Origin of the sequence: Polaribacter butkevichii, from assembly GCF_038024105.1 — a bacterium.
GTDB classification, from domain to species: Bacteria; Bacteroidota; Bacteroidia; order Flavobacteriales; family Flavobacteriaceae; genus Polaribacter; species Polaribacter butkevichii.
The window spans coordinates 2,468,405-2,490,833 of the sequence record NZ_CP150661.1 but is presented as its reverse complement, the minus strand read 5'-3'; the positions used below and the strand labels follow the sequence as shown (position 1 = coordinate 2,490,833).

The 22,429-nt window shown below is 30.9% G+C and carries 17 protein-coding genes; 8 read left to right on the top strand and 9 right to left on the bottom strand.

The window, feature by feature from the left end; genetic code table 11:
* Positions 1–5: 5 nt before the first annotated feature.
* The 7 genes from WG951_RS10580 to WG951_RS10550 all read right to left on the bottom strand — a co-directional run bounded on the left by WG951_RS10580 (position 6) and on the right by WG951_RS10550 (position 6,975).
* Positions 6–2,228 (bottom strand): tetratricopeptide repeat protein, encoded by a 2,223-nt coding sequence (locus tag WG951_RS10580; protein ID WP_105049836.1) that lies wholly within the window; start codon positions 2,226–2,228, stop codon positions 6–8.
* Positions 2,229–2,356: 128 nt separating this feature from the next.
* A complete protein-coding gene (locus tag WG951_RS10575) occupies positions 2,357–3,052 on the bottom strand; it encodes an ABC transporter ATP-binding protein (RefSeq protein ID WP_105049837.1) in 696 nt (231 codons plus the stop codon).
* Between the two features lie 11 nt (positions 3,053–3,063).
* Complete coding sequence (locus tag WG951_RS10570) at positions 3,064–4,530, bottom strand: DUF5687 family protein (protein WP_105049838.1); 1,467 nt, start codon at positions 4,528–4,530, stop codon at positions 3,064–3,066.
* Between the two features lie 61 nt (positions 4,531–4,591).
* Positions 4,592–5,290 (bottom strand): hypothetical protein, encoded by a 699-nt coding sequence (locus WG951_RS10565; protein WP_105049839.1) that lies wholly within the window; start codon positions 5,288–5,290, stop codon positions 4,592–4,594.
* A gap of 3 nt (positions 5,291–5,293) precedes the next feature.
* Positions 5,294–5,971 (bottom strand): hypothetical protein, encoded by a 678-nt coding sequence (locus WG951_RS10560; RefSeq protein ID WP_105049840.1) that lies wholly within the window; start codon positions 5,969–5,971, stop codon positions 5,294–5,296.
* Positions 5,972–5,973: 2 nt separating this feature from the next.
* Positions 5,974–6,624, bottom strand: a complete 651-nt coding sequence (locus tag WG951_RS10555) for a hypothetical protein (RefSeq protein ID WP_105049841.1) — start codon at positions 6,622–6,624, stop codon at positions 5,974–5,976.
* A 12-nt stretch (positions 6,625–6,636) separates the two neighbouring features.
* Entirely contained in the window at positions 6,637–6,975 is a 339-nt protein-coding gene (locus WG951_RS10550; RefSeq protein WP_105049842.1) for a PadR family transcriptional regulator, read from the bottom strand.
* A 250-nt stretch (positions 6,976–7,225) separates the two neighbouring features.
* On the opposite strand from WG951_RS10550, the gene WG951_RS10545 reads away from it, so the two are divergent.
* Positions 7,226–8,572: an OmpA family protein gene (locus tag WG951_RS10545; protein ID WP_170062917.1), complete on the top strand. Its 1,347-nt coding sequence runs from the start codon at positions 7,226–7,228 to the stop codon at positions 8,570–8,572.
* A gap of 72 nt (positions 8,573–8,644) precedes the next feature.
* Here WG951_RS10545 and trxA read toward each other — a convergent pair whose 3' ends face one another.
* Positions 8,645–9,004 (bottom strand): thioredoxin, encoded by a 360-nt coding sequence (gene trxA / locus WG951_RS10540; RefSeq protein ID WP_105049844.1) that lies wholly within the window; start codon positions 9,002–9,004, stop codon positions 8,645–8,647.
* Positions 9,005–9,199: 195 nt separating this feature from the next.
* Here trxA and WG951_RS10535 point away from each other — a divergent pair, with 195 nt between their 5' ends.
* The 3 genes from WG951_RS10535 (at position 9,200) to WG951_RS10525 (ending at position 14,753) form a co-directional block, all read left to right on the top strand.
* Positions 9,200–11,257, top strand: coding sequence for a prolyl oligopeptidase family serine peptidase (locus WG951_RS10535; RefSeq protein ID WP_105049845.1), 2,058 nt, complete (start codon positions 9,200–9,202; stop codon positions 11,255–11,257).
* A gap of 263 nt (positions 11,258–11,520) precedes the next feature.
* Positions 11,521–13,599, top strand: coding sequence for a M13 family metallopeptidase (locus WG951_RS10530; RefSeq protein ID WP_105049846.1), 2,079 nt, complete (start codon positions 11,521–11,523; stop codon positions 13,597–13,599).
* Positions 13,600–13,829: 230 nt separating this feature from the next.
* The gene (locus tag WG951_RS10525; protein ID WP_105049847.1) at positions 13,830–14,753 is read left to right on the top strand and encodes an ABC transporter ATP-binding protein; all 924 of its coding nucleotides are present in this window, start codon (positions 13,830–13,832) and stop codon (positions 14,751–14,753) included.
* 149 nt (positions 14,754–14,902) lie between these two features.
* On the opposite strand, the gene WG951_RS10520 is transcribed toward WG951_RS10525, so the two are convergent.
* Complete coding sequence (locus tag WG951_RS10520; RefSeq protein ID WP_211296739.1) at positions 14,903–17,731, bottom strand: WD40/YVTN/BNR-like repeat-containing protein; 2,829 nt, start codon at positions 17,729–17,731, stop codon at positions 14,903–14,905.
* Between the two features lie 164 nt (positions 17,732–17,895).
* Between WG951_RS10520 and WG951_RS10515 the strand changes: the two genes are divergently transcribed.
* The 4 genes from WG951_RS10515 (at position 17,896) to WG951_RS10500 (ending at position 22,429) form a co-directional block, all read left to right on the top strand.
* The gene (locus WG951_RS10515) at positions 17,896–19,215 is read left to right on the top strand and encodes a DEAD/DEAH box helicase (protein WP_105049848.1); all 1,320 of its coding nucleotides are present in this window, start codon (positions 17,896–17,898) and stop codon (positions 19,213–19,215) included.
* Between the two features lie 494 nt (positions 19,216–19,709).
* On the top strand, positions 19,710–21,002 hold the full coding sequence (locus WG951_RS10510; protein WP_105049849.1) for an aminopeptidase P family protein: 1,293 nt from the start codon (positions 19,710–19,712) through the stop codon (positions 21,000–21,002).
* Between the two features lie 341 nt (positions 21,003–21,343).
* Positions 21,344–21,505, top strand: a complete 162-nt coding sequence (locus WG951_RS10505) for a hypothetical protein (RefSeq protein WP_170062918.1) — start codon at positions 21,344–21,346, stop codon at positions 21,503–21,505.
* 141 nt (positions 21,506–21,646) lie between these two features.
* Positions 21,647–22,429 (top strand): MbnP family protein, encoded by a 783-nt coding sequence (locus tag WG951_RS10500; RefSeq protein ID WP_105049850.1) that lies wholly within the window; start codon positions 21,647–21,649, stop codon positions 22,427–22,429.

Here is a 22,429-nt window from a genome sequence, read left to right as displayed (position 1 = left end):
ACATTTTACTTACTTAATTGGTTAACTATTTCTTTTGCTTTCTTTCCTTCTTCTGTGTTTCCATAGCTAACAGCTACAAAATCTAGCGCAATTTTGTAAGCTTCTTTATCTTTGTACTTACCTATAGCATATGCTTTTAAAAGTTCGAATTTAGGAATTAATTTCGAATTTTGAATGGTAGGTAGTATTTCATTTATTTTTGTAACTGTTTCATCAAACTTATCTTCTTTGTATAAATAGTACATTTCTTTGTACAATTCTTCAATTTTATTAACAGCTATTTCTTCTTTAATAGGTTTGTTTGGGTTTTTAATTACTTGTGCAAACTTTGTTGTAGAGTAATCTGTTAGAATTATATTTTTATGTTTTGCAGCCTTTATGTCATTATTTAAATTGGTGTATATTTGATATAAATGCCAGTTAATTGGCAAAATTAATTCTTTATTAGGGTTTAAAGAAGCAACTCTTTCTAAGCGATTAATTGCTAATTTAGTGTCTTTAAATTGTTCTTTATAAATTACTCCTAATTGATACAATGCTTCGTTTCTTTCTAAGTGTAAGGAGTCAATTTTTTCTTTTTCAGTAGGAATTGTTTTTAAATAACTTGCTAAATCGTAACGAGAACTCTTTTTGTTTACCGTTATAGAATCGTTATCTGTAATGTTTGAATTTATTTGAGAAGACCATCTCCAATCATCTTCTAAGGCTCTGTTTCCCCAAATTTTTTGAAATTCTGCTTTCCCATAATTTAATGATTCTGTATTGTAGAAATACCACTTTCCTTTTTTGTTAGATTTTAAAATATTTCCACCAAAAGTATCTCCAAAAGCTTGCTGGTTTAACTTTAATTGGGCAGCTTCTTCGTCTTTCTTTTTTAAATCATCAATATATTTTTGAAAAAAGGCTTCTTGTTCTGATTTAGGTAGTGATACAATTCTTAAAATACTATCATTTTTAGAAACTGTTTTTTCAAAATCAATTAAGGAGGCTAAGTTTCTATGTTTTCTTTTGATGCGTCTAAATCTTAAATTTAGGGTATCTACAGCAATATTTAAAATACTATCGTAATAAGCACTTGCTGCAAGATATTCTGAATTCTGAAAATTGATGTTTCCAAGTCTTTCGTATGTAAATGTTTTTTGTTTTATATTGTCAGATTCGGCTCTAAGAGATTTGTTGTAAAAATCTACAGCTAACTCTATACTGTCATTTTGTTCGTGCAAATAACCAATTTGGTAATTCAGTTCGTCTAAATAAGGTCTATTTTCTCTTTCCTTAATTAATGCGTACATTTTTTCTAATATAGCAGCAGAAGTAGAATCGTTGGTAGCGTTTTTTGCCAGCTCAATATGGGCATGCATTTTATATTTGTAAGGTGCTTTTTTAAAGTTGATGATTTTGTTAAACGCCAATAAAGCAGAGTCTTTTTTGTTTTCTGAACTATAAATCTGACCTAAAACAAACAAGTTTCTTGCTCCTTGGTTTCTGTCTTTTAAAATATCTGTAGCTTTAATTAAGTATTTTTTTGCATTTTGTATACTATCAGCTTTTATATACGCCATGGCTAAGGTTGTGTAACCATGTTCTTTCGTTTCTTCTGGTAAATCTGCTTCTAAAGTGTCTTTTATTTTAAGAAGTAAATTCATAGATTCTATAGCAAACTCTTCATTATCGATTCTAATGTTTGTTTTTGCTCTCCAAATTTTAGTTTCTGCAATTAAGTTTGCATCAGGATAGGTGGCTATTACATAGTTAAAAGCTTCTAAAGCAGGAATAAAACGTTGCTCGTAATAACGAGCCTTTCCTAATAAAAAATAAGCATCATCAATTTGCCTATTGCGCTCTAGATCGTTAATATTCATTCCGTGTTTTTGGATTGCTTTTACAGCTTTTTCTTCTGCAATACCAAAAGGAGTGGTTGCTTTTGATTCTTCCTTTTTGTTGTCATTAAAACCAGACCCCATTCCAGAATTTAAATTAGGAATGATAATTTTATCTTCTTCAAACTTAATAGGTTCTAGAGGTAATTGTTGAAACCAGTCATCTTTATAACCATCATTAATTTCTTTAACACCTTTTTTAAAAGCTTCCTGACCATTAAATAACACATTAAATTTTGTGTTTAGAGCGTGCCAATTTCTACTAATTAAAGTATCTTTTCTTGTGCTACAAGAGTATAAAACTGTAAATACAGAAAGAAGTAAAACTATTTTTTTAGTATATTTCACACAAATAAATATTTGGTTACACAATTTTTAAAGGTTGAGAGTATTAAATACTCTTATTTACAACTATTTTCTTTTAAAAATAGTATAAATCATTGTGTAAAAATAGTAATAAAATAAGAATAGAACGCTTATACAGAAAAATAGCTTTCTAATTCTTTTAAAGTTGCTGTAGATGTTTCTATATCTTTCACTACATTTCCTTTGTCTAAAACTACAATTCGTTCGCAAACTTCTGTTACATGTGTTAAATCGTGACTAGAAATTAAAACGGTAATTTCTCTATTTTCGGTTAGTGTTTTAATGATTGTTTTTAAGCGTATTTGTGTTGTTGGATCTAAATTAGCAAAAGGTTCGTCTAAAATAACCACTTTTGGGTTTCCCATTAAGGCGGCAACAATGCCTACTTTTTTCTGATTTCCTTTACTTAAATCTCTTAAATATTTTTTCTTACCGATGATTTCTTCGTTAAAAAAATCATTAAATTGAGTTAAAAAGGTAGCAATGTCAGCTTTATTCATGCCTCTTAAATCACCAACAAATTCAAAATATTCTTCTGGGGTTAAGTAACCAATTAAAAAAGATTCATCAATAAAAGAACCTGTAAAGTTTTTCCAGTCTTCACTTTGGTTTACTTGTATATCATGATTTACAATTGCTCCTGTAGTAGGTCTTATTAAATCTAAAAGAATATTAAAATAAGTGGTTTTTCCTGCGCCATTATTTCCTACTAAACCAAAACTTTGACCTGTTGGAATTTCTAATGAATCTATGTTTAGTACTGCTACTTTTCCGTATTTTTTTGAAAGTTGTGTAGTTTGTATCATTGTTTTGTAAATTAATTTTCTTGTTTAAAAGAATGAATCATTATGTATTTTGATGCAACATATTTTTTGGTGATTGCTGCCATTAATTTTTTATGTAAAGCAACACCTATAAAGCCTAGGCCTGCTAAAACAATTACGGCAACTTCAAAGCTAACTAACCAGTTTATCAAACCAAAAAGTCCCATGGGTACAAACATTAAAGGAATACCTATTAACCATTGTACTGCTCCTGTTCCTTGATAATTAAAAGCTGCTTTTTCATCTAAATTTATTTTCTTTCGGTTAAAGGAACCTCCGTATAAAATTACATGTGTGTTTACGCCAATATTGTAAATCATGGCTGCAAAATGTACTACTAAAATTTTCCATCCAAAATATACATAAGGTATACCAAGAAGAAATAAAATGATAATACTAGCGGTCATCAGCGTAAATTTTGATTTTAAATAACGCTCGTATTTAAAATTCTGACTCATTAAAAGATTGTAATAACCACTGTCCCAGGCAGGAATAAATTGTCCAAAATTGATTAAAAATGTTCCTGTAGAAAAGATTCCGACCAAAACATACATAAAAGCCATGTCTTTATAGGCAGCTTGTGGATAAAAGAATAAACCATACAACAAACCAATAATTAAGATAAAAAAGGAAGATTTTGTTCTTTTATTTCTTGTTATTAAGCGCAGGTCGTTTTTTATAAATGGCGCAACATCTCCTAACTTATCCGCCCAAGATAAATCAGACGAGTTTGCTTCTTTTACTTTGGTTGCAACTGCTTGGTCTAAATAGACTTGGTTTCTTAGTTGTTTATAGTTTAGTTGATATAAAACTGCAAGTAAAATAAAACCTAAAAAACTATAAATTGGGTTGTGATAAATAAAATCGAAACCTTGACCAATAAAGCCTGCTATATTAAAAATTTCATAACGCTGCACTAAGAAACCACCTAATAAAATGACCAATAAAGCTCCAAAAGCAACATTGTTTTTATTGATTAAAAAATTTAAAAAGTTAGCAGATTGAATTAATAAAAGCATTAGTAATAACCATCCTAAAACGCCTTCTGTTACATAGCCTTCTTTAATTAAAACTAGAGAAAACGGAATGTAAAAAAACAAACTCATAATGTTAAAAAACGAAAAAGACGATTTTACCAAGACATAATGTACAATGGTATTTTTTTTAACGGGTAAGACCAACAATGGTTTAATATTCATTATTGGTAAATTTTGCATTAGGTACCTAAAAATTAAATCTCCTGTAATTGCAAAGAGTAAAAAACTATTTACAACCACTAAAGGATCTTGATTTGGAAATTGTTCTTTTACCATAAAAAAGCCTCCAATCCCTAAACCTAAAAACATTAAAATAAAGTACAGAGCAAAAAAGCCCATCAAAATTTTTACGCCAATACTTTTACCGAAGGAAGCAGACCGTGTAAATTGTTTCCATTCTAATTTTAAAAAGTGTGAAATCATAAGTTGGTTAATTAGTTCGATTGATAATAAGTAGTTTATAAAACGATTTTGTTACAGAAATTTAAGATATTTTATATTCTGGATACGTTTCTCTTAATAATTCTTCTGCTTTCTGAGGAATGATTATAGAGGTAATGTAAGACGTAATAGCAAAGAAAGTTGCTAAGGCGGCAATAAAGAGCAACCAATAATTATTTAACGTATTAAAATCTATTTGAGTAAGGTTAATAATATTAAAAAGATTAACAAATGTTATTAAAGTAAAAGTACTTCTTGTTTCTCCAATCATAGCTTCTAGTAAAAAGATGTTTTCTTTTTTCTTGACTTTTATTTTGTGTTTCCTTCTTGTAATAGCTGTTTTGATCATTTCGTGAATAGCCAAACCTAAAATAGCAGCCATCAAAACATATATTGAAAAAGGTAGTGATAAAGCAAGGTAAAAAGTTAAAAAAATAGCGGAAGTAACCACTATTTTAGGTACTGTAAACCACTCTTTTGCAAAACGTAAAATTATTTTCCAATAGCGTTTATTCATTGCTTTTTGTCTGCTTTCTACAACATCCATAAAACCAAAAATGCCAAATTTTTTAAAAGATGCATCCCGAGCATCGTCAAATGATAGTTGTGGCTGCGCCACCCAAATACTTTCAATATCATTTGCTAAATGATCTACTAATTCTGTTTGCACATCGTAGTGATATACATAATGTTTTCTGGTGAATTTGTAGAGTTCTTCTATGTGAGATTGGGTTAACTGCATAGTTTATATACTTACATTTGGATATTGCTCTTTTACCATTTTTTTATTCTGATAAAAAATATTTTCTCCAGACCAATAAAACAACAATAACAATATAAAAACGCTTAATTGAATGTTATTATGTATCGGGTTTAAAAAGCTTTCATCACTTCTAAGATTCGTTAGAAAATTAAAAGAAATAAAAATGACGTTAAACAATTGTAAAAAGTTATTCGTTTTGTTTAAAACTAAGAAGCGTTCTTTTTGTTGTTTTTTAGTTTTAAAGCTTTGGTAGAAAATTCTAACAATTAGAAATAGTAAAAAAGTATAAGTCCAAAAGAAAAAATTCTCTTTATCGTTAATAAAATTCATTATCAAAAATAACCCGTAAGATAAAACACCCGTAATGATGATTTTAGGTAGTTTAAAAAAAGTAATTAAATGCTTAAAAGATTGTTTGTAGAATTTTTTATGTACTGATTTTGTCTTCTCTTTTAGTAATTTATTAAAACCTTTATCAGAAAAATTTCTATGTATATTTTTAATTTCTTGCTTAAAATTAAGAGTAGGGTTTTTAGCTAATTTTTCTTCTAAGATATTAGCAAAATGGTCTACAATTTCTGTTCTAACATCACAGTATTTTATTCCGCAAGAAAAAATGTAATTGTCTATTTGTAAGAGTTGTTCGTTAGAAAGTTCCATAGTTATGAAATTTTATATTTTTGAATAGCTTCTTGGTGTTTTTTATAGAAATGGTAATAAATATAAGTTCCCAAAATAAAAGAGAATAAAAGTCCAACTTGAAAGGGATTAAGATGTCCTTTTCTATTAAAAAAATCGAAGTCTATTAAAAGAATGGCTCCTAATAAAATATTTAAACCTTGAGTTTTTAAGATAAAACTATAAGTTGTTCTTTTTTTATTTTTTGAAATCAATAGAAAAACAAACAATACAACAGTTAAAACAGTAACAATTTGAAAAACTAAATTGAGGCTATTTTCTATATTTATAGAATATAGAAAATCCATTTTATTTATTAAAAAATATGATAGTAAATAAGATGCTGGCATCAAGAAAAACCATTTTTTAAAACTCTTTTTTGCTTTTTCTAATATTATTTTTGGAGCAGAAAAACCTACACCAAAAAGCCAACTAGAAGTTTCTTTTAACTGGGTATTCCATTTATTTGTAACGTTATAAAAGACGGTTTCAAAATCAAGATTTTCTTCTGTCATTTTCGTTTCTATATCAGAAACAATATGATCTAAAACCTCTAAACGAACATCAATATAAGTAATGTTTTTAAGGTTTAAATAATGTTCTACTCTTTGTAGTTGTTCTTTGTTTAATTCCATAGCTAAATTTTTTTACTCCAAACTAAATTTAGGATTCACCAATTGTTGCATCGTTTTTAAAAACTCTTGCATTTCATCCAACTTGTTGGCTGTTTCTTTGGTGCCGATTTCTGTTAACTTGTAATATTTCCTAAGTCGGTTACCAACTTTTGCAACCTCTACATCTAACAAACCATCGGCTTCTAGTTTGTGTAATGCAGGATACAAGGCACCCTCGGTAATTTTTAATTCGCCTTTGGTTAATTCTTTTACTTTTTGAGTAATCTCGTAACCATACATTTTATCGTTTGTTTCTAATAACTTTAAAATGATGGTTTGTAAAGACCCTTTATATAATTTCTGATTTCCCATTTTATTGACGTGTAATCGTGTAACTGTTTATTTGTTTAATTGTCATTGCAAGTTTACCAAGCAATCTTATCATTAAAAACAGATTGCTTTGTTCTTTGTTGTGACAATTTCTTAAATACAAATATATACATAATTTTCTTATACATAAAATTCTTATGTATTATTTCCTTTTTAATTTATAGTGTTTATCCTTGTAGGTGTTTTTATAATTACACACACTTTTGTAATCAATAAAAAACATGCTATGAAAATGAAAAAATTTTACACTTACTTATTTATTTTAACATTGGGAGTTACCAATGCGCAAACAAAAGAAAACAAATTTATGAATGGAGAAAGTCAATATGATTCTTGGGCATTAAGCCTCTTTGTTGGCCCTAGTTCTATTTATACCGGAGATTTAAGAACAGATGAAACTGCTTTTAAGTTTGGTGTTGATGCACAAATAGGAGCTACAAAATGGTTTAACCATGGTTTTGGTTTAGAAACATTACTGCAATTTGGTAAAACAAAACAGACAAATGGAACACGAAACATGAATGGGAATACTAAATATGTAGGTCTTTCTGTAAATGGTTTGATAAATCTTAATTCAGTTTTTAGAAGAGGCGATTTACAAAGTAAAAGAAAATGGAATTTGTATGCTTATGCTGGGTTAGGTATAATGGATTTTACATCTAGGGTAACTAATACAAAAACCAATATAACTACAGAATTTAAAAATGATGGTCCTTGGCGAGGTTTATACGTTCAAGGTGGTGCTATTATATCTCGAAAACTTAACAAGAAATTCGATATTTCTGCAAGAGCCAATTTTTTACATTCAGGTAGAGATATGTTTGATGGCGTTAAAAAAACAAACGTTTCTGTTTCTGAAGAAAGACTACTTACAGCAAGTATTGGTATAACTTATCATTTCGGAACAAAAGAAAAATTAGTTTGGTCAGACCCTTATGAACTTAGGTTAAAAGATGCTTTAAGTAAACAAGAATTAAATAAACCAGTTAATAAAATTTTAGATTTAAACGATGATGATAATGATGGTGTAGTCAATGAGTTTGATAAAGAACCAAACACTTTAAGTAACGCAGTGGTGGATGGTGCCGGAAGAGCATTAGATACAGATAATGATGGTGTAGCTGATGGTATTGATAAATGTCCTTTGGTTAAAGGAGAACAAAAAAATAATGGTTGCTCAAGTGAAGTGTCTAAAAAAATAGTTCAAGAAAATGAACTAGATGCCTTAAACCTTTCTTTAAGAGGTATTCAATTTGATACATCAAAAGCTATAATTAAAACAGAATTTTATTCTGTATTAAATAATGCTGTTTCAGTGGTTAAAAAGATGCCTAACAAAAAGTTTATGATTACAGGGTATACAGATTGTTTAGGGAATTTAGATTCCAACCAAAGATTATCTGAAAGGAGAGCTAATTCTGTGAAGAATTACCTCATAAAAAACGGAGTTTCAAAATCTCAAATTTTTGTAAATGGACTCGGAGAAAATTCTCCTTTGCATTATTGTTCTCCATGTAATTCTTGTAGTAAAGAAGAGCACAAAGAAAATAGAAGAATAGAAATTAAAATTTTAAATTAGAGTTCGTTAATTATGCTGAATGAAAAGTGTTTAAACTATTATAGTTTAAACACTTTTTTTATTATGGTAATCTTACTTTGTTACCTTTAAAACATCAGCAATAATGCGTTCTAATTCTGCTTTTGGTAAAGCACCATTTGCCATTTGTGGATCTCCTTCTGCAGGGCAAAATAACATCGAAGGAATACTTCTAATGCCGAAAGCAGCAGATAATTCTTGTTCTGCTTCTGTATCTATTTTATAAATGTCAATTTTACCTTCATATTCATTAGATAATTGTTCTAAAACAGGTGCAATTGCTTTACAAGGTCCACACCAATCTGCATAAAAATCTATTAAAGCGGGTCTTTTCCCTTCAAATTTCCATTCTTTGTTTTCTTCAAAATTAAACACCTTTTCTAAAAAGGCTGCTTTTGTTAAGTTTTCTGTCATAATAATATTATTTTCTTTCGATTAAAATCGAAAATATTTAATTTGTCTTTTTTGCCTAAGCAAGAATCTATTTATACAAAAGTAGTCGTTTTTATATACTTTAAATTACAGTATGTTAATAATTAGGTAAAAGTAGAGAAGCTTACAAAGGATGTATTATTTTAGTATCTTCTAAAGAAACAATAAAAAAAGTTGATGTATCCAAAAACAAACAAAAAACCAGTTGTAGATTCTTATTTTGGAATCGATATTGTAGACAATTACAGATGGTTAGAAGATGATGAAAGTCCAGAAACAAAAGCTTGGGTAAAAGAAGAAAACCAAGTTACTTTTAAATATTTAGATCAAATTCCGTACAGAAAACAATTAAAAGAACGTTTGTCTAAATTATGGAACTACGAAAAAATAGGAACTCCTTTTATAGAAGGCGATTACACGTATTTTTCTAAAAATGATGGATTACAAAATCAAAATGTAATTTATAGAACCAAAGGAAATTCTGAACCTGAAATATTTTTAGACCCAAATACTTTTTCTGAAGACGGAACCACTTCTTTAGGTGCTTTAAGTTTTTCTGAAGATGGTAAAACAGCTGCCTATTCTATTTCTGAAGGAGGTTCTGATTGGCGTAAAATTATTATTATTGATGTGGAAACCAAAACCACAAAAGAAGATGTTTTGGTGGATGTAAAGTTCTCGGGAATTTCTTGGTACAAAAACGAAGGTTTTTACTATTCTAGTTACGATAAGCCAACCGGAAGCGAGTTATCTGCCAAAACAGATCAACACAAATTATATTATCACAAATTAGATACTTCTCAAAAAGACGATACCATTATTTTTGGAGGAACTCCTGCAGAAAAACACAGATATGTTGGTGGTTACTTAACCGAAGATTTTAAATACTTGGTAATAACCGCACAAGTTTCTACTTCTGGAAATAAATTGTTTATCAAAGATTTATCTGATAAAAATAATGAGTTAAAACCAATTATAGAAACAGTAGAAAGTGATACTTATGTTATTGATAATAGAAATGATACACTGTTTTTGGTAACCAATTTAAATGCACCAAATAAAAAAGTAGTTACGGTAAACTTTACAAATCCTACGGCAGAAAATTGGCAAGACTTTATTCCGGAAACAGAAAATGTTTTAAGTATTTCTACAGGTTCTAATTATCTGTTTGCACATTATATGGTAGATGCGGTTTCTAAGGTTTTTCAGTATAATTTTACTGGAGAAATTATTAGAGAAATTAATTTACCAGGTATTGGTTCTGCTGGTGGTTTCAGCGGAAAAACAAAAGCCAAAGAATTGTATTTTTCATTTACCAATTATAACACACCAAATTCGTCTTATAAATTCAACCCTAAAGAAGGGAATTACAAATCTTATTGGAAGCCAAAAGTAGCTTTTAATGCAGATGATTATGTAAGTCAGCAAGTTTTTTATCCATCGAAAGATGGAACAAAAATTCCGATGATTATCACGCATAAAAAGGGAATGGAACTAAACGGTAAAAACCCAACTATTTTATATGGCTATGGAGGTTTCAACATTAGTTTAACTCCTGCTTTTAGTATTGCAAACGTAGTTTGGATGGAACAAGGCGGAATTTACGCAGTTGCAAATTTAAGAGGGGGAGGAGAATACGGAAAGAAATGGCACGATGCCGGAACGCAATTAAAAAAACAAAATGTTTTTGACGATTTTATTGCGGCTGCCGAGTTTTTAATCAGCAAAAAATATACTACGTCAGAATATTTAGCAATTCGTGGTGGTTCTAATGGCGGACTTTTAGTTGGTGCAACCATGACGCAAAGACCCCAATTGGCAAAAGTAGTTTTACCTGCTGTTGGTGTTTTAGATATGTTGCGTTATCACACGTTTACTGCTGGCGCAGGATGGGCGTATGATTATGGAACCGCAAATGACAGCAAAGAAATGTTTGAATATTTAAAAGGATATTCGCCAGTACATACTATAAAAAAAGGTGTAAAATATCCTGCAACTTTAATAACCACAGGCGATCATGATGATAGAGTAGTGCCTGCACATAGTTTTAAATTTGCTGCAGAATTACAAGAAAAACAAACAGGAGATAATCCTACTTTAATAAGAATAGAAACCAATGCGGGACATGGAGCAGGAACACCTGTTGCAAAAACAATAGCGCAATATGCAGATATTTTTGGCTTTACATTGTTTAATATGGGTTTTAAGCAATTACCAAATTCTAAAAAATCATAAAAAATAAAGAATTTGTTATACTTAATATTTCTTAGTACTTCGCTAATTGCAAGATTATTAGCTATAATCGCTCAAAATAAATTTAGCTTCATAGGCATCTAAAACGGATGTAATAGAGTTACAATTTTTTAATTCTTTATATTTGATATGGAATTAAAAAATTACAGAATCAGCAAAAAAAGAGAATTAAAAGTTAAAAGCTGTAACAATTTGTAATTGTTGTTACTAATTGTATCAATTAAACTCAATCAAATCAAAAAATCATGAAGACAATTAAAAAAGTGTTTTTTGTATCGGCTATTGCCTCTTTAGGTTTAGTAGCTTGTAAACAAGACAAACCTAAGGAAGAAAAAGCCCCTGGTATTGCCTTAGAAAATATGGATAAAACTGTAAAACCTACAGACGATTTTTTTAGACATGTAAATGGAACTTGGATCGATAAAACAGAAATTCCAGACGATCAAACTTCTTGGGGTGGTTTTAATCAACTTCGTAAAAAAACAGATGCAGACGTTTTGACTATTTTAAACAAAGCAATTGAAGAAAGAAATTTCCCAAAAGTAAAAGATGCTAAAGGAAACGAAATAGATTCAGATCAAGAGAAAGCGGTAAATTATTACCAAACCATAATGGACACGGTTGCTAGAAATGCCCAGGGTAAAGCACCAGTAATGCCTTATTTAGCAAAAGTAGACGAAATTAAAACGAAGAAAGACGTAGAAACATATTTAACAAACATGGCACCTTATGGTGGTGGAGGTTTTTATGGTTTTGGTGTTTATAACGATTTAAAAAACAGCAGCCAATATGCAGGTTATATGGGCGGAGGAAGCTTAGGTTTATCTAGAGATTATTATGTAGATGCTAAAGTAAAAGACAAGCTAGAAAAATACCAAGAATTTGTAGCAAAAATGTTACAAGAATTTGGAGACGATGCAACTACTGCTAAAAAGAACGCAGCTACAATTGTTGCCTTAGAAACTAGTTTAGCAACACCAATGATGTCTAAAGAAGAAAGCAGAGATATTCGTAAGCTTTACAATCCTATGACGGTTGCAGAATTGCAAAAATTATCTCCAGCAATAGATTGGCAAGCACATTTAGATGGTGTTGGTGTAAAAGATTTAGATAAAGTTATTGTAACAGATCTGGGTTATTTTAAAGCGTTAAGCGATGTTTTTGCAAAAACGTCTGTTGCAGATATTAAATTATTATTACGTTGGAACACGATAAACAGTGCTTTAGGTTCTCTTTCTACAGATTTAGAAACTGCAAACTGGGAATTCTATTCTAAAGAAATGCGTGGCGCTAAAAAACAACGTGCAAGAGATGAGCGTGCTTTAGGTAGCTTAAATGGTGCTGTTGGTGAAGCTTTAGGAAAACTATATGTAGAAAAAATGTTTCCACCAGAAGCAAAGGAAAAAGCCAAAGAAATGATTGACAATGTAATGTTAGGTTTCGAAGCTAGAATTGCACAATTACCTTGGATGAGTGAAGTTACCAAAGAAAAAGCCTTAGAAAAATTACACAAATTAACCGTTAAGATAGCTTATCCAGATGTTTGGAAAGATTATTCAGAATTACAAGTTAAAGGATTAAAAGAAGGTGGTTCTTACTTTGAAAACGCTATTAATGTTACCAAATGGAACTACAACAAAGAAATGGCAAAATTAGGGAAAGAAGTAGATAGAACAGAATGGGGCATGTCTCCTCAAACAGTAAACGCTTACTTTAATCCTGTAAATAATGAAATCGTTTTTCCAGCAGCAATTTTACAACCTCCTTTCTATGATTATAAAGCAGATGAAGCTGTAAATTATGGTGGAATTGGAGCTGTTATTGGGCACGAAATTTCTCATAGTTTCGATGATTCTGGTGCTCGTTTTGATGGTGATGGAAACCTTAAAAACTGGTGGACAGAAGAAGATGCTGTAAAGTTTAAAGAAATTGGCGGAAAATTAATTAAGCAATACAGCGATATTATTGCAATAGACAGCATGCACTTAAATGGAGAATATACTTTAGGAGAAAATATTGGAGATTTAGGAGGTGTACAAGCGGCTTATGAAGGTTTACAAATTTTCTTACAAAAGAACGGAAGACCAGCAGATATAGATGGTTACACGCCAGAGCAACGTTTTTTCCTTTCTTGGGGAACCATCTGGAGAACTAAAATGAGAGACGAAGCACTTAAAAATTTAATTATGACAAACACACATTCTCCTGGAATGTACAGAGCATATATGCCACTTAAAAACGTAGATGCTTTTTACAAAGCGTTTAATGTTAAAGAAGGAGATAAAATGTATCTAAAACCAGAAGAAAGAGTGAAAATTTGGTAGTCCCCCAATTGTTTTATCAATGTAATTTTTTATAGAAATTACTTTTTAGAACTTAAGAACCGATACGAAAGTGTCGGTTCTTTTTTTGGGCGTTACCACAAGGGTCACGCTTTCACTACTCGCTTCTTGCTAAAAAGCAAGAGAGCTCAAACAAGCCGTTCAATCGTTAACGCAGCATACTTGCCGTCTTTTAGCTATAAGAAATCAAATAGAAATCTTATTTTTGTAAAATGCTAAAAGTAGAAACTATTTCTTTTTCTTATCGTAAAAACAAAACAATCTTAAACGATTTTAAATTCACTTTACAACAAGGAGAACACTTGTGTGTTATGGGAGAAAGTGGTTGCGGAAAATCGACACTATTAAAAGCCATTTACGGTTTAGTAGATTTAAATAAAGGAAAAATATTTTGGAAAGAAGACCAAATTTTTGGACCAGAAAAACACCTTGTTCCCGGTTTCGAAAACTTTAAATACGTAGCACAAGATTTCGATTTAATGCCTTACATTTCTGTTTCAGAAAATATTAAAAAATTCTTATCTCGCTTTTATCCAGAAGAAAGCGAACTAAGAACACAAGAGTTATTAGAAGTCATACAAATGACCGCTTTTGCTAATACTAAAGTTAAAAATTTAAGCGGCGGACAAAAACAACGTGTTGCCATTGCAAGAGCTTTGGCAAAAGAACCTCAGTTATTGTTGTTAGATGAACCTTTTGGACAAATAGATAATTTTAAAAAGAACTCTTTACGAAGAAATCTTTTCAGTTATTTAAAAGAAAAAAATATTGCCTGCATTATTGCAACCCACGATAAAAATGATGCACTTTCTTTTGCGGATAAGCTAATTATCATCAAAGATAATAAGATTATTGAAAACAATGCTCCAAAAGAGATTTACAACAATCCAAAAGAAAAATATGTTGCTGCCTTGTTCGATGATGTAAACGAATTAACCATCAATAATAAAAAGGAGTTATTATATCCGCATCAAATAAAAATTGTAGAAAATTCAGTATTAAAAGCAACCGCGTTAAACTCTTATTTTAAAGGTTCTTATTGGTTAATAGAAGCAGATTTTAATGAACAAAAAGTGTTTTTTAATCATATGATAGATTTAGAAAAGAATACTGAAATAAATCTTCAATTTTTATAAGTTATAAATAGTGTCACTTCGAGTGATTTCCGACGATAGGAGGAAATTGTATCGAGAAGTAATTCAGTTTTCAATAGTTCCCGATACATTTTATTTCACCAAAAAAACAGCAATTCCATCACTGTTAAAATATTCTTGCTGATGTAGTTTTATTCCACTTTAAAACTTATTTTTTCATCACCAATTTTAAGAGTGTATTTCCCTTTTGGTAAATAATAGCTTTCATTGTCTGCTTTCTGTATGGCTGCTTTCTTATTTGCTTTTTTGTAAGATTTTAATCCTTTTTCAGAAAAAGAAACATCATAAATAGCCTTGTTAAAACCTTTATCTGCATCAATAGAAATTGAATTTATTTTTACCTTTCCAGAAAATACATCAATCGTTATTTTTTTATCAGCATTTACGTAAAACGGAACCTCTACTTGCGGTGTGTTAGCTGCTCTCCAGGGGCTTCTAGAATTTCCCCACCTTTTACTTTTAGTAATGTTTTTAACTTTAAAAATAGCAACGGATTTCGCTAAAATACTGTCGTTTATTTTTTGTAATGCAGCAATATTTGTTTTGTATAAACTGCGTCCGTGTGTGGCAACAATTAAATCTTTTGCTATTGGTTGAATCACTAAATCGTGTACAGCCACATTGGGTAAATTGTTACTAAATGCTTCCCAAGAAGTTCCTTGGTTTAAAGAAACGTACAAGCCATTATCGGTACCTAAATACAAGATGTTTTCGTTCTCAGAATCTTCTTTTATGACGTTTACTGCAGAAGTCGGAATTTCTTTACCAATGTTTATCCAAGTTTGTCCGTAATCATCAGACCTGTATATATAAGGCGTAAAATCATCAAATCTATAACCGTTTAAGGTGGCGTACACACGCGCTTTTTTAAATTTTGATGCAATTACTCTAGAAACCCATAAATCTTGAGGAAGGTTGTCAGAAATTTTTGTCCAACTGCCACCTCCGTTGGTTGTTAAACTGATAATTCCGTCATCAGAACCTGTGTAAATCAATCCAAATTGAAACGGACTTTCAGAAATTGTGGTTAACGTTCCGTAAGCAACATTTCCTTTTTTGCCACCATGCGTTAAATCTTCAGAAATTGTTTCCCAAGTATCACCTTGGTTTAAAGATCGGTGTAATTTATTACTTCCTAAATATAAAATATCTTGGTTGTGTTTAGATAACTGAATTGGCGTTTGCCAGTTAAATCGATACGGTTTTTCTTTTTTAGCGGGTTTAGGCTGTATGTATTTTCTGCTCCCCGTTTGTCTATCTATTCTAAAATAACTTCCAAATTGAGAGCCCGTGTATACAATGTTAGAATTTCTATCATCAATTTGAACCTGCATGCCGTCTCCACCCATTATAGATTGATACGGGTTTTGACCATATTGTTTCCAACTTTTATCGATTCTTGCATTATTAGGACCAAACCAAACTCCATTATCTTGTAAACCCCCGTATACATTATAGTTTTTTTCATGGTCTACATTTACAGCATAAAATTGACCTACCGGAATGTTGTTTAACTTTTCCCAATTTTCTCCATCATCATAAGAAATATTTAAACCACCATCATTACCTTCTAGTAAATGACCCGATTTTTTAGGATTTACCCACAATGCCTGATGATCTGAATGTGTATTTTCTTTACTAATAGAAGTAAAATTTTTACCACCATTTTTAGATTTTATAATAGTAACACCTAGCACATAAATGCTGTTTTCATCTTGTAAATCCACTCTAATTTCACCAAAATAATATCCGTAAGAACTATAAATACCGTCTAAATAATTAGTGTGTGTTTTTTTCCAATTTTTACCACCATTTGTAGTTTTAAAAACTTCTGCACCAATTACAGGTTCTTCAAAAGCAACGGCCATTTCATTGTCTAAAAAAGTCATTAATTCTTTTGGCTTCATTCCGCCAGGTTTTAATAATTGTTTTACACCTTCTGCTCTAAATTTTTCTCTAAAACCATATTCTTTTAAATAGGTATCTAATGTTTTGTTTCTAAGTGCTAAAACTTCTGCAGACGTTAAGTTTTTAAATTGCTCTTTGGTTAAATTATAAGAAGTAACTTTTTTACTTTTTGGCTCTCTTTTGTATTGGCTATCATGCAAAGCATACACGGTATTTTCATTAAAAACAGCTAACCCAATTCTACCAACTCCGTTTCCTGTTGGAAAACCACTGTTATCGGCAATTTTTGTCCAAGAATTCCCTGCGTCTGTACTTTTGTAAATAGCAGAATTTTCTCCATCTCCATCAAAATTCCAAGCTTTACGCTCTCTTTGCCAAGAAGCAGCATACATTACGTTAAAATTTTCTGGCGCAACGGCAACATCTATAATTCCGGTGTTTTCATTAATAAACAAGGTTTTTGCCCATGTTTTTCCTCCGTCTGTAGTTTTAAAAATTCCTCTTTCTTTATTTGAAGAATATAAATGACCAATGGCACCTACAATAACCTCATCAGGATTGTTAGGGTTAATTAAAATTCTACCAATATGATGTGTATCTAGCAAACCAACATTTTGCCAAGTTTGACCTTTATCCGTAGATTTTAAAATTCCGATACCTGCATAACTAGAGCGCGAAGAATTATTTTCTCCTGTACCTACCCAAATAGTTCCGGTTTTCCAATCTACTGCAATATCACCAATATTTAAAGTTGCGGCATTGTCTAAAACAGGAGTAAGTGTTGTTCCGTTATTGTTGGTGTACCAAAGTCCACCAGAAGCATAACCCACATAAAATTCGGTGGTGTTTTCTGGGTTTACAGCAACATCTACTACACGTCCGCTCATTACGGTTGGACCGATATTGATAAATTCAATATTCTTTACTAAAGAAGAATTCATCATCAGAGATTTCTGTTCTAAAGATTGTTGAATGCTATTTGCATCTGTTGTTGTTTGTGCAAGTAAAGAAATAGAAAAAAAGAAGGCTAAAAAGCGGAAAATAAACTTCATAAAAGATGTGGTTTGGTTTAAAATGATGAAATTACCAATTGTATTTTCAATACCAAAAAAATTAACATAAAAAGGAATTTTAAGAAAAATTCATCCTCAATTTTAAACAACGTATCTTTGCAGGCTGAAACAACTACATAAAGTTGCTTTCAAAAATAACTTTTATGACATTTAAAGATTTAGGTTTATCTCCCGCTTTGGTAAAAGCAGTAGAAGAAAAAGGATACACCAAACCATCACCAATACAAGAAAAAGCAATACCACATATATTAGAAGGTAAAGATATTTTAGCATCTGCACAAACAGGTACAGGAAAAACAGCAGGTTTTACCTTACCAGTTTTACAACATTTAGCAGAAACAAAGCATCCAAAATACAGACCATTACGTGCGTTAGTGTTAACGCCTACAAGAGAACTGGCAGCGCAAGTTTATGATAACGTTAGAGAATACAGTAAGTATGTAAACATAAAATCTGCCGTAGTTTTTGGTGGAGTTAATGCAAAACCACAGATTGCAACGTTAAGAAGTGGTGTAGATATTTTAGTAGCAACACCAGGTAGATTATTAGATTTACACAGTCAGAAAGCAGTGTCTTTTAACAGAATAGATGTTTTAATTTTAGATGAAGCAGACAGAATGTTAGACATGGGTTTTGCAAGAGACCTAAATAAACTGATTAGTTTTATGCCTGCAAAACGTCAGAACTTAATGTTTTCTGCAACTTTTTCTGCGGATATTAAAAAATTAGCTTCGGGTATTTTAAATAATCCTGTTTCTGTAGAAGCAGAACCACAGAATTCAACCGCTAAAAAAGTAACACATAAAGTGTATCAGGTTGATAAAGGTAAAAAAACTGAGTTTACCATTAAGTTGATAAAAGACGGAAACTGGAGCCAGGTTTTAATCTTTACAAGAACCAAACATGGGGCAAATAAATTAACCGAGAAATTGATAAAAGCAGGAATTTCTGCTGCTGCAATTCACGGAAATAAGAGTCAGGGTGCAAGAACAAAAGCATTAAGAAACTTTAAAGAAAATACTATTAAGGCATTGGTTGCTACAGATATTGCGGCACGTGGTTTAGACATTCCTTTATTACCGCACGTAATTAACTTTGAGTTACCAAATGTGCCAGAAGATTACGTACATAGAATTGGTAGAACTGGTAGAGCAGGAGCAGCTGGAGAAGCAATTTCTTTAGTTTGTAGTGAAGAAACGGAATACCAAAGTGAAATAGAAAAATTACTAAAAGAGAAATTAAACTCTACAGTAGTAGAAGGTTTTGAGCCTACAGATACTGCAGCACCTAAAAGAGCGGCAACACAAAGTAAAGGTTCTTTTGGTAAGAAAAAAAGACCTACAAATGGAGGTGCTTCTCAAGGAGACAGACCAAAAAAGAAACCTCATTTTAAAGGAAATAAACCAGCAGGAGCTACTTCTGGAAGAGGAAGAACGGGAGCACCTAAAAAGAAGCGTTTTTAGACACTAATTTCTCTAATTCAGACAAATTTTATTATCCTACAAGGTTGTTAACCTTGTAGGATTTTTACTTTTAAAGAACCTTTACTACTTCCTTTTAGGAACAAAAACCACAAAGTCTGTCATTTCGAGCGTAGAGAGAAATCTCATATTGTTTGTTTATTGTTTTGTTATCACTGTTATGTGGCTTCTCAATGCTTCGAAGTGACTGGTTATGATGTCTTTTTTAAGCTAACGGAATTTGCGTTAGGGATTGCAATGACATCCTTTTTGCTTTTTTAGCAAAAAGATATAACCTTTCGACTTCGCTCAAGATAAATTACAAGCCCGCTTGAACGCCTAAAAAACAACAATTATAATATATTATTTTAGTCTTTTTGATGTAAAATACAATTGAGCATAATAAAATATAGAAAGAGATTTTTATATTTTATTAATAGTGAAATTGTAGCTACCTAAATATTGCTACCTTTGTTAGTAAACATAAATTCATCAGTATGAAATACGATAAAATAGACTCAAAATTATTTATAAAAAATCGAAAAAACTTTATGGCTGCAATGCAACCAAATAGTTTGGCAATTTTTAATTCTAATGACATTTATCCGATTAGTGCAGATAGTACAATGCCATTTGAACAACACAGAGATATCTTGTATTTAAGTGGTGTAGACCAAGAAGAAAGTGTATTGTTTTTGTTTCCTGATTGTCCTAACGAAGCTTATAGAGAAATATTATTTGTTAGAGAAACCAATGACCATATTGCGGTTTGGGAAGGTGCTAAATTAACTAAAGAAGCTGCTTTTGAAACAAGTGGTATTAAAACAGTTTTATGGTTGCAAGATTTAGAAAAAGTATTATTTGAACTTTCTACATATGCAGATACTTTTTACATTAACACAAACGAGCATTATAGAGCAAATGTAGAAACAGAAACTCGTGAAGATCGTTTTACAAAGTGGTTGTTGGCTAAATATCCTGCACATGGTGTTGCAAAAAGTGGTCCTATTTTACATAAATTACGTTCTGTAAAAGATACTATTGAGTTAGATTTAATACAAAAGGCATGTAATATTACAGAAAAAGGATTTCGTAGAATTTTACCTTTTATAAAACCAGGTGTTTGGGAATATGAAATTGAGGCAGAATTATTACATGAGTTTGTAAGAAATAGGTCTAAAGGCTTTGCCTATACGCCAATTATTGCAAGTGGTAACAATGCAAATGTTTTACATTATATAGAAAATAATAAAGAGTGTAAAGCTGGCGATTTAATTCTGTTTGATATTGCGGCAGAATATGCAAATTATAAAAGTGATTTATCTAGAACAGTACCTGTTTCTGGTAAGTTTTCTGATAGACAAAGAGCTGTTTATAACGCAGTACACCATGTTAAAAAAGAAGCTACAAAATTATTGGTACCAGGAACTTTGTGGAAAGAATACCATGTTGAGGTTGGTGATATTATGACTGCAGAATTGCTAAAATTAGGTTTGTTAGACAAAGCAGATGTGCAAAATGAAGATAAAAACTGGCCAGCATATAAAAAGTATTTTATGCATGGAACTTCGCACCACATGGGGTTAGATACGCATGATTATGGTTTGTTACACAAGCCAATGGAAGCCAATATGGTGTTTACCGTAGAACCAGGAATTTATATTCCAGAAGAAGGTTTTGGAATTCGTTTAGAAGATGATGTGGTGGTGCAAGAAAAAGGAGAACCGTTTAACTTAATGGGAAACATACCTATAGATGCAGAAGAGATAGAAGATTTAATGCAAGGTTAATTCTTAATATTAATATTTAAAAGCGAGTTGTACAACTCGCTTTTTTTATGGTTTAAATTTTATAACAAATATTCTTAATTGTAAGAAACCTATATTATATTTGCCGAAAGTCGAATTTTCTGAAAAAAACAGTTTGCATATTAATTTTTATAGCCTTTGCTTTTAGGCCAATATATTCTATTGGTTATATAGCCTATTTTGAGCTAAATCTTAATTATATAATAGAAACCTACTGTGTAAATAAAGACAAGCCAGAATTACAGTGTAACGGAAAATGTCATTTAGCAAAACAAATTGCACCCAAGGTAGATTTTGATAACGGAGAAACAAAAGGTGTACACATGATAACGGAAGCATTTTTTCCTGTTTTTAAAGAAAATGACTACAGCTATTCTATTAAAAAACTTCTTTTTATAAAAATAAAAGATAATTGGAAATTAACCACTTTACATCCAATTACGCTTATTGGTTCTTTAGAAGAGCCACCTGATTTTCTTTCATAAATAACAAACAATCAATAAACATTACAATCATTTTAGTAATGTGTTTTTGTGGTAATTGTATTAATTACTACCAAATACACTATGCTATCATTTATTTATGAAACCAAGTGCTTTAAATATAAGGCGCTAAAAACCAATATAATGAAAATCACAAAATATATAGCTGCTTTTTTAGTAGCAGTAACTTTATCATCATGTACGTCTAATAATGACGAAGAACTTATTAGTGGAGAAGGAGCATTAATTTTAGAGTTTGACAATGCTTATAATACGTCTGATTTGTTAATAAACAGCACTACTTATGATGCTAATGCAACCGAAGATATTACCATTTCTAAAGTAAAATACATTGTTAGTAATATTCGTTTAGAAGATGAAAACGGAACGGTTTTTACCTACCCCAAAAACGATTCTTATTTTATAGTAAGTGAAGAAGATGTAGCTTCTCAATTTGTAAACTTAGCAAATGTTCCTGCTGCAAATTACACAAAAGTAACTTTTGGAATTGGAGTTGATCAAGAAAAATACTTAGAAGGAGCAACCGGACAAGGAGATTTCTTAACAATAGCTCAAGAAGAAGGTATGATGTGGAGCTGGCAAGCTGGGTATAAGTTTTTTGTTTATGAAGGAGCATATACTTCAGAAACAACAACTACAGCAACTGCTTTTGCTTTTCATATGGGTAGCCACGGTACTTCTTTAGATAATTATAAAGAGGTTACACTAGATTTGCCTAATACAGCAAGAGTTAGAACAGATTTAACTCCAGAGGTTCACTTTATAGCAAATGTTTCTAAGGTGTTATCTGGCACTACAGAATTTTTATTAGATGATGCACCTCAGATTCATGTAGATGGTGTAAAATCGCCACAAATTGCAACCAATATTAATGGTATGTTTACGGTAGATCACGTGCATAATTAA